Genomic DNA, 3,767 nt, shown 5'->3' with positions numbered 1-3,767 from the left:
GGCTTTATGCGTGTGGAAGAGCAATTATGTGTTTTTGTAATGGAGAAGACGGTATCCGAGTAGTGATAATGTGACTGGGGTTCAGACGTGTGGGTTTACGATCTTGAGTAGGTGATGTTCGGTGAGAGGTAAGAGATTTTGTCTTTTGGATATATGATTATGTCTTTTGGCTTTTGGATTTTGGCTGTAGGGTTATTGAAAGTAGATTGTTTGTCTGTTACAAAGTCTCAAATATCAGACCTCAGTCCCCAGTCCCCAGTCCCCAGTCCCCAGTCCCCAGTCACCTATAGCGTGCCAAAACCTTTTTTCTTTTTCTCTTTCTTTTTCTTTTTCGCTGCTGGTGCGCCGCCGGGATAACCGCGCCAACCGGGTGCAGGACGGTTTCCTGCGGCTAGGGGGTTGCCCATACCACCGCCAAACATTCCTGGCATTCCGGGGAAGTTGCCTTGTCCCATTTGCTGCATGAGCGATCGCATTTTTTGGAAATCTGCTACCAACTTACTCACGTCTGATTCTTTATAACCAGAACCAGAAGCAATGCGTCGCCGCCGACTGGGAGAACTGGCCAATAGTTCTGGATCTTTTCTTTCCTGCTTAGTCATGGAATTAATCATGGCTTCACAGCGTTTTAGCTGGGTTTCCCCTTGCTTCAACTGGTCATCAGAAAGTTTACCCATACCGGGAATCAACTTCATGATGCCACCTAATGAACCCATATTTTTCATTAGGCGTAGCTGTTTTAAGAAGTCTGTAAAATCAAACTTCGCTGACAGCATTTTCTCCTGCATTTTCTCAGCGTCGGCGATGTCGATTTCTTCCTGGGCTTTTTCACCAAGGTAAGAACATCACCCATGCCCAAAATACGGGAGGCCATGCGGTCTGGATAAAAAGGTTGCAGCGCCTCGACTTTTTCACCCACACCGACAAACTTAATCGGCGCACCGGAAATTTGCCGCACTGACAAAGCCGCACCACCACGGCTATCACCGTCCATTTTGGTGAGAATAGCCCCAGTTATACCAATTTGTTGATGGAAAGTACGGGTCAGATTTGCTGCTTCTTGCCCTGTCATTGCATCCACAACTAACAGAGTTTCATCTGGTTCAATCGTTGACTTGATGCGGGCTAATTCCGCCATCATGTCTTGGTCAATTTGTAAGCGTCCAGCGGTATCAACAATCACTGTATTAATACCTTCTGCCTTGGCACGTTCTACCCCTTGACGGGCGATTTCTACGGGGTCAGCATCACTGCCCATCTCAAACACAGGTACGTTAATTTGCTTACCCAGTGTAATTAACTGATCAATAGCTGCGGGACGATATACGTCTGTGGCGACTAACAAACAACTACGATCTAATTTTCTTAAATGTAGAGCTAATTTAGCAGTAGCGGTGGTTTTACCAGTACCTTGTAAACCTGCCATCAAGACAACGGTAGTTTTATCCTTAACTTCTGCCAGGGGAACATTTTCTTCCCCCATCACCTGTACCAGTTCATCATAAACAATTTTGATAAACTGCTGGTCAGGACGTACACCAGCTATGACCTCAGATCCCTGGGCTTTGGTTTCGACTTCAGCTATAAAATCTTTAACTACCTGGAGGTTAACATCTGCTTCCAACAAAGCCCGACGCACTTCGCGCAATGCGTCTTGAATGTTGGATTGAGAGATTTTATCTTGTCCCCGCAGTTTTTTCCAGGCGGCTTCTAAACGGTCAGATAGTGCATCAAACATAATGTAATTACAATGTACGTGAGTCAGTGAGAAAGTTTAAACCAAGTTTAAACCGCTGGTTTTGCGCTCCAGTCCAGGCAGAATTTTAGGTAAAGTTTTAACCTGTTATAATACCAGCTTAGTCGTTTTTCACCCAACTGTCGCCACTGGATTATAAGAAAAAAGGCTCTACCTCTTTCCTTTGTGTCCTTTGCGTACTTTGCGGTTCGTTCTTCCAGGATGAATGTGTTTGTTTGAATAATCAAGAAAGCAAAATAGGCGTTAAAATCGATCTAGCCTTTGTATTTTCGTGGTTTTGTTCCAAATAAATCAGAGTGCGGTTCACTGCATAAATCCTCACTGTCAACGTCCTTATCCCCAACCTTGGGGCAACAAATTTTGTAACAGCTGTGGCAGTCCGTTACAGTTAGTAGACCGTTATTACCCACTGAAACCTTTAGGTTCAGGCGGTTTTGCCCAAATTTATACGGTTTGGGATGTCAAAACTCAAACTGAAAAGGTACTGAAAGTCTTGGTGGAAAATTCTCCCAAGGCTTTGGAGTTATTTATCCTAGAAGCGGAAGTTTTAAGTAATTTCCGCAATTCTGGTGTGCCTCAAGTTGACGCTAATGGGTATTTTCAAATCAGTGTGACTCATCCTAAACCACACCAGTTAGCTTGTCTGGTGATGGAAAAGATTGATGGTTATACTTTGGAGGAAGTGCGTAAAAATTTTCCTCAAGGATGTCCAGAGGATTTGGTGTTAAATTTGCTTTCCCAAGCTGTAAAAATTTTACAGGAATTACATCACCGGAAAATTATTCATCGGGATATTAAACCTTCTAATTTAATGTTGCGTAGTCCTGCACCTAATGCACTTTTACAAGCAGATCAATTGGTGTTAATTGATTTTGGTGGGGCTAAACAATTTAGTGGGGGAATATTGCGATCGCCTTCTCCTTCTACTCGTTTATTTTCTTCTGGTTACAGTCCACCAGAACAAATTACAGGAGGTAATGTTGGTCCTGCGGCTGATTTTTATGCTTTGGGACGAACAATGATTGAATTACTTACAGGTAAATATCCACAAGAATTAGAAGATCCGATTACTGGGGAATTAAACTGGCGTAAGTGGTGTAATGTTAATATTCAACTAGCAGATTTATTAGATGAAATGATACAGGCGGATGTGCGATCGCGTCCAGCCCATGCAGCTATTATTCAAAAACGTTTATTAGCAATTAATTCTGTAAAATCCAAAAAATTACAAAAATCACAACTAGGCTTTTTTACCCAAATTAAAAATAGTATCGTCCAAACTATCACAGAAATTACCCAAGCTGTAGGTAATACAACTTTATTTACAGTGCAAGCAATTTTCAACTTTTTGAAAGCTTGTTTAGCGACAATTTGGGCAATAATTTTAAGTTTTATTGGTGCGAGTGTGGGAACTATTGGTGGTTTTTTACTGGCTTATCAAACTAAATCAGGCGCTTTTGTGGCAGAATTTATATCACGCCAATTACCCCAATTCATCCCCAATTTTACACCTACAAATCCCAAGGAAATTATCATTTATGCTGTTGCTGGTTTAGGTACTGCTTGGGGAATTACTTTATCTGGAAGTTTTGGACAAAAACGACGTTTTTTAGTATCAGCTATGATGGGTGTAATAGGCTATAGTTCAGGTTGGATAACTTGGCAATTTATTAAACCACAGAATAGCCCTGAAGGATTAATTGCCTGGATGTTAATCTCAATTTCTTTACTCACTTTGGGTTTAGGTCTGCGTACCCATTACCTAGCTTACGCTTTTATAGCTGCTTTTGGTAGTGCTAATATTGTCGCAGGTTTAATTCATTTAGGGATCAAAATTTCATTGTTCCATTTTTCCGATTCACCAAATTGGGTAGAGTTATTACAGCATATAGCTTTTTTTGGTTCTATTGGTGTTTTAATTAGTCTTTGTTTAGGGTTAAGTTATTACATTATTGTTCCTTGTTTGCGTTGGTTAGGATGGAGATAATTGATAATTGATAATTGATAATTG

The 3,767-nt window shown here is 41.2% G+C and carries 2 protein-coding genes and 1 pseudogene; 2 read left to right on the top strand and 1 reads right to left on the bottom strand.

From position 1 onward, the window contains the following. The first annotated feature begins 159 nt into the window (after positions 1-159). Positions 160-357 carry a hypothetical protein gene (locus FFR48_RS26190; RefSeq protein WP_137669375.1) on the top strand — a complete coding sequence of 66 codons (198 nt, stop codon included), beginning with the start codon at positions 160-162 and terminating at the stop codon, positions 355-357. On the opposite strand, the pseudogene ffh reads toward FFR48_RS26190, so the two are convergent. Beyond that, positions 285-1,738 (bottom strand): annotated as a pseudogene (ffh, locus tag FFR48_RS26185) (signal recognition particle protein). The gene FFR48_RS26190 and the pseudogene ffh overlap by 73 nt on opposite strands. 289 nt (positions 1,739-2,027) lie before the next feature. On the opposite strand from ffh, the gene FFR48_RS26180 reads away from it, so the two are divergent. Next, a complete protein-coding gene (locus FFR48_RS26180; protein ID WP_137669374.1) occupies positions 2,028-3,743 on the top strand; it encodes a serine/threonine-protein kinase in 1,716 nt (571 codons plus the stop codon). Positions 3,744-3,767 lie beyond the last annotated feature (24 nt).

This window comes from Sphaerospermopsis reniformis (genome assembly GCF_005402885.1).
Lineage (GTDB): Bacteria > Cyanobacteriota > Cyanobacteriia > Cyanobacteriales > Nostocaceae > Sphaerospermopsis > Sphaerospermopsis kisseleviana.
The sequence above is the reverse complement of the archived record's forward strand: the minus strand, read 5'-3'. Positions and strand labels throughout refer to the sequence as shown.

Excerpts from the sequence above, each read along its gene's own strand:
- FFR48_RS26190 (WP_137669375.1), top strand. The coding sequence starts at position 160 with ATGTCTTTTGGCTTTTGGATTTTGGCTGTAGGGTTATTGAAAGTAGAT.